The sequence below is a fragment of the Methanosphaera sp. DEW79 genome (assembly GCF_003266085.1).
GTDB classification, from domain to species: Archaea; Methanobacteriota; Methanobacteria; order Methanobacteriales; family Methanobacteriaceae; genus Methanosphaera; species Methanosphaera stadtmanae.
Window position 1 is genome coordinate 1 of record NZ_MUZW01000062.1, and the last position, 4,914, is coordinate 4,914.

5 protein-coding genes are annotated in these 4,914 nt (G+C 28.0%); 2 read left to right on the forward strand and 3 right to left on the reverse strand.

What is annotated here, in order from left to right; all coding sequences use genetic code 11:
* Window positions 1-296 precede the first annotated feature (296 nt).
* Entirely contained in the window at window positions 297-1,232 is a 936-nt protein-coding gene (locus BZ132_RS06540; protein ID WP_011406936.1) for a transcription initiation factor IIB, read from the forward strand.
* A 116-nt stretch (window positions 1,233-1,348) separates the two neighbouring features.
* Here BZ132_RS06540 and BZ132_RS06545 read toward each other — a convergent pair whose 3' ends face one another.
* On the reverse strand, window positions 1,349-1,546 hold the full coding sequence (locus BZ132_RS06545) for a DUF2116 family Zn-ribbon domain-containing protein (RefSeq protein ID WP_286940669.1): 198 nt from the start codon (window positions 1,544-1,546) through the stop codon (window positions 1,349-1,351).
* Window positions 1,547-1,565: 19 nt separating this feature from the next.
* Window positions 1,566-2,237 carry a UMP kinase gene (pyrH, locus tag BZ132_RS06550; RefSeq protein ID WP_286940670.1) on the reverse strand — a complete coding sequence of 224 codons (672 nt, stop codon included), beginning with the start codon at window positions 2,235-2,237 and terminating at the stop codon, window positions 1,566-1,568.
* 442 nt (window positions 2,238-2,679) lie between these two features.
* On the opposite strand from pyrH, the gene prf1 reads away from it, so the two are divergent.
* Window positions 2,680-3,915 (forward strand): peptide chain release factor aRF-1, encoded by a 1,236-nt coding sequence (gene prf1, locus BZ132_RS06555; protein ID WP_011406939.1) that lies wholly within the window; start codon window positions 2,680-2,682, stop codon window positions 3,913-3,915.
* Between the two features lie 249 nt (window positions 3,916-4,164).
* On the opposite strand, the gene BZ132_RS07645 is transcribed toward prf1, so the two are convergent.
* The gene (locus tag BZ132_RS07645) at window positions 4,165-4,344 is read right to left on the reverse strand and encodes a UvrD-helicase domain-containing protein (protein ID WP_083757035.1); all 180 of its coding nucleotides are present in this window, start codon (window positions 4,342-4,344) and stop codon (window positions 4,165-4,167) included.
* Window positions 4,345-4,914: the final 570 nt, after the last annotated feature.

Here is a 4,914-nt window from a genome sequence, read left to right on the forward strand (position 1 = left end):
AAGACAAACCAAAAAAAGAAAAAACCAAACAACCAAATCCATTACTTGAAATTATGGATAATTTCAAAGATGACAAAAACACAGACACTGATAACGCCACAGATCACGAATTAAATGACTTAATATTATCTGATCCTATGGAAGATGTAGGATTAATAACACCAGAAGATTCAGATATTGAATTAATGTCAAATTCTGATTTAGATGTTGAAGAAATTATAAAAATAGATACAACAGACTCTGAAGAACTAGAACATGAATTAGAAAAAAGCAACGGCATAAGTGAAAAAGAACAAATGAAAGAAGACGTTGCTGAAATGGAGAAAAAAGAAACTAAATGTCCAGAATGTGGTTCTACAAAATTAATAAATGATCATGAACGTGGAGAAGTTGTTTGTGGAGCATGTGGTCTTGTAATAGATGATAACATAGTGGATATGGGTCCTGAATGGAGAGCTTTTGACCATGAACAAAGAGATAAAAGAACAAGAGTAGGAGCACCTATCACATACACAATTCACGATAAAGGTTTATCCACCATGATTGATTGGCGTAACAAAGACATCTATGGAAGAGATATACCTGCAAGAAACAGAGCTCAATGGTACAGACTAAGAAAATGGCAGAGAAAAATCAGAATCAGTGGTGCTACAGAAAGAAACCTTGCATTTGCATTAAGTGAACTTGATAGAGATTCTTCAAGATTAGGTCTTCCAAGATCTGTACGTGAATCAGCATCAGTTGTATATAGAAATGCTGTTGAAAATAAACTCATACGTGGAAGAAGTATTGAAGGAGTTGTAGCAGCTTCATTATATGCTGCATGTAGAAGATGTAAAGTTCCAAGAACACTTGATGAAATAGCTGATGTATCTCGTGTAAGTAAGAAAGAAGTTGGTAGAACATACAGATTCCTTACAAGAGAGTTACATATTAGATTACCACCAACATCCCCTATTGATTATGTCCCTAGATTTGCTAGTGAATTAAATCTATCAGGTGTTGTTCAGTCTAAAGCTATTGAAATTATTAATCAAGCAATGGATAATGGTCTTACAAGTGGAAGAGGACCTACTGGTGTTGCAGCTGCTGCATTATACATTGCAAGTGTGTTACTTGGTGAACGTAAAACACAACGTGATGTTGCAGATATTGCTGGTGTAACAGAAGTAACAATCAGAAACAGATACAAAGAATTAACAGAACAATTAGATATGGGTGTGAATTTATAAGGTTCACATCAATTCTTTTTTTTATATAATTTCAACTATTTTTTAAAATATTAATTTAAAATAAGCATTTTTCTAAAAAGAATAATAAAAAAAATAGAAAAGTGAATTTATTCTATTTAGAATGGTTTTAAAAATACCATGACTACATATATTAATACAAATACAATTACAATTCCAAATAGTATTTTTCTTTGTTTTGCAACTTGTTTTTGTTTTAATTGATATTGTTCTTGACATTTATCTGAACAAAATGATTCAGTTAGTGGTATTGGTTTTCCACATATTGCACAATGTCTATGAGCTTCAACTGCCATATAAATATACCTCCTTTTTTTATTCAGTGATGAGTGTTCCAATTGGTTGTGTAATTGCTGTTTTAACATTTTCAGGAGTGTTACCATTTACAATTACTGTTTTTATTTTAGAACGTTTAATAATTTGAATTGCTGTTTTATCAATAAATTCATATGTTCCTGCTTTTGTATCATTATCAGATACTATTTCCATTAATTTATCAGCAGAAACTTCAGAAAACATTTTAGCATCATTATATTTATTAGGATCCTTATCATATAATCCATCTACACTAGTAGCATTTATTACTAAATCAGCACCAACATATTCTGCAAGAATACTTCCAACTGCATCTGTACTATGTGCAGGTTCTGTTCCACCCATTACAACAATTTTACCTGTAGCAGAAAATTCTAGTGCTTGTTGGAAATTTACAGGTATTGCTGGATAGGACACATCTTTTAGAGCTAGTTGTAATAATCTAGCATTTATTCTTGTAACTTGTATTCCTATTTCATCACATATGGATTCTGTTTCACCCATATCTCTAACTACACTTATGTAATCACGTGCTGGTCTTCCACCACCAACTACTATAAATATTTCATGATCTTCATTGATTTGTCTGATTATTTTAGCATAATCTTCAAATTTCTTATTATCATATTCTTTTAATAGGATTGATCCCCCAATTGTAATAACTATACGCATTCACTCGACTCCAAATAATATATTTATTTTTCCAAAAAAGTTTTTTTTGTAAATATCTTCAATTAATCTGAAAATAATAATTTAAAATAATTTACTATTAGTATAATTTATCTTCTAAATTATTGATATATTTATCTAATATAATCAAAATAATAAAATAAGATAAAAAACATAGATATATAATAATGTATAAAAACTTCTAGAAAATAGTCATATACATATAAAACAATTTTTTTACAACAATATAAGTGGATTATATTGTAATCTCCAAATTAGAAAGTAAAGGTTACGATAAAAATGAATATATAACAAAATATTATGGGAATGTATAAAAAAAACTTGAAATGACTCCCTCCCATATTTAATGTATTCTTATTAATCCCAGATAATTATTCTAATCAATATTAATTAAATCACAACATTAATCAAAGAAGAGGATAAAATGAGTGATGTATCATCAAAAGAAATATATGAAGTAAAAAAGACTCTTAAAGAGTTAGAAGATAAAAAAGGTAGAGGAACAGAACTTGTAAGTGTTTATATACCACCTGAAAAACAGATAAGTGATGTTGCAAAACAGATGCGTGATGAACTTGGACAAAGTGCAAACATTAAAAGTAAACAAACAAGAAAAAATGTACAATCAGCTATTGAAGTAATTATTCAAAGATTAAAATTATTCCCAAAACCACCAGAAAAGGGACTTGTAATGTTTGTGGGAATGATTCCAAAAGGTGGACCTGGTACTGAGAAAATGGAAACATATGTATTCCAACCACCTGAAGCTGTTCAAACATACACATACCACTGTGATAGTCAGTTTTTTGTAGAACCTCTAAAACAAATTATTGAATATAAGGAAGTTTATGGTGTAGTAGTACTAGATCGTAAAGAATCTACAATTGCAACACTAAGAGGAAAAAGAATAGATATTATAAAACACTTAACTAGTGGTGTTCCAGGAAAACATAAAGCTGGAGGACAGTCACAAAGAAGATTTGACCGTGTGATTGAATTAGCTGCACATGAATTCCTTAAACGTATAGGAAGACACGTAGATGAAGCATTTCTTCCATTAAAAGATGAACTTAAGGGTGTTCTTATTGGTGGACCAGGCCATACTAAAAATGATTTTGTTGATGGAGAGTATATACACTATGAAATTCATGATAAAATAATCAACATTGTTGACACATCATACACTGGAGATTTTGGTATAAGAGAAGTTATTGATGAATCTGCAGATACACTTGATGAAATGGATATTATGCAAGAGAAGAAGTTCATGAGAAAATTCCTTACAGGACTTATATCTGAAAGTGGACTTTCAACTTATGGTGAAAAAGAAGTAAGACAAAATCTTCAAATGGGTGCTGTTGAAACATTACTCATATCTGAAAATCTTAAAAGTAAAAGACAAACCTACACTTGTCCTGCATGTAATACAGTAGATGTTATAACTACTAGACAACATCAAGAACCTCCAGAAAAAAGATGTCCTAAATGTAATGAAGTTATGAAAATAACTAAAACACAAGAAACTGCTGAAGAATTAATAGAATTGGCCGAAGAAGTTAAAACACATGTTGAAGTTATTTCTATAGAAACCGAAGAAGGAACTCAACTTGATAAGGCATTTGGTGGAATTGCTGGTATTTTAAGATATAAAGTAAAATAGATTTACTTTATTCTATTTTTTACAATTTTTTTTAATGAATTTTTATGAAATTCATATTTATAAGATACTTTTTTATATTAAAACCTAAATTTTTCTATAAAAATCTAAAGAATCATTTTAACTAATTTTATTTTGAATAGTTCTAGATTATAATAAACTTAAATCAAAGGGCTAACTTAAGTATTATAGTTACTTACCTAATTATATAATAAATCATGAATTACTAGAGGTATTTATTTATCATAGCATTTAACATATTCTCATCTGTACAGAATCAATATCTTGAAACTCATCAATAAGAATATTTTTAAAACGAACATGTAATGCTATGTTTTGATTTTCATTTAATAATTCTAATGTTTTAATCTGTAATTGGTTGTAATCGAGGTAGTTATTTTCTTCAAGTAATTCAAAATTAAATCCAAATATTCTTGACTTATAGGATACTTATTTTTAATGTATTCTATTAATCCTGAAGTATCAACATTAAAAGTATGCTTTGTACCATTTTAATAAGAATTATACTCTTTCTGTTAGTACCCTTGTTTTTCCAGTTCCATGATCTGCAGGTATTAACTTTGAAGGTTGATTATACTCCACTGCTTGTCTGATTTTTATCTAGTTGCATAATTATGTTAACCATCCACAAATTTTTTCTTAAATAGTTAATTCTATGTTAAGTCTAAATACTTAATACTAATAACTTATAATGTGAATTTATTTTTCTTAGGCTATTATCATTATTATATTGAAATTTTTTTTAAAATTCCTTTTGAAAAAAAAGATACAAATTACTTCTTTAATTCTCAAAAATATCAATAATTAAAATAGTAGTTTTATAAGAAATAGTTTAAATAAATAAGACTCTATTTAATAATTTGAAGAGACTTCACTTAATTTATTTAAAAAATAGAATATTATCTACATGTCTTTTGTAATTAAATAAAATAATTCAAAAAATAATTCATAACTATTAAAATAAAAATCTAAAAATAAAAA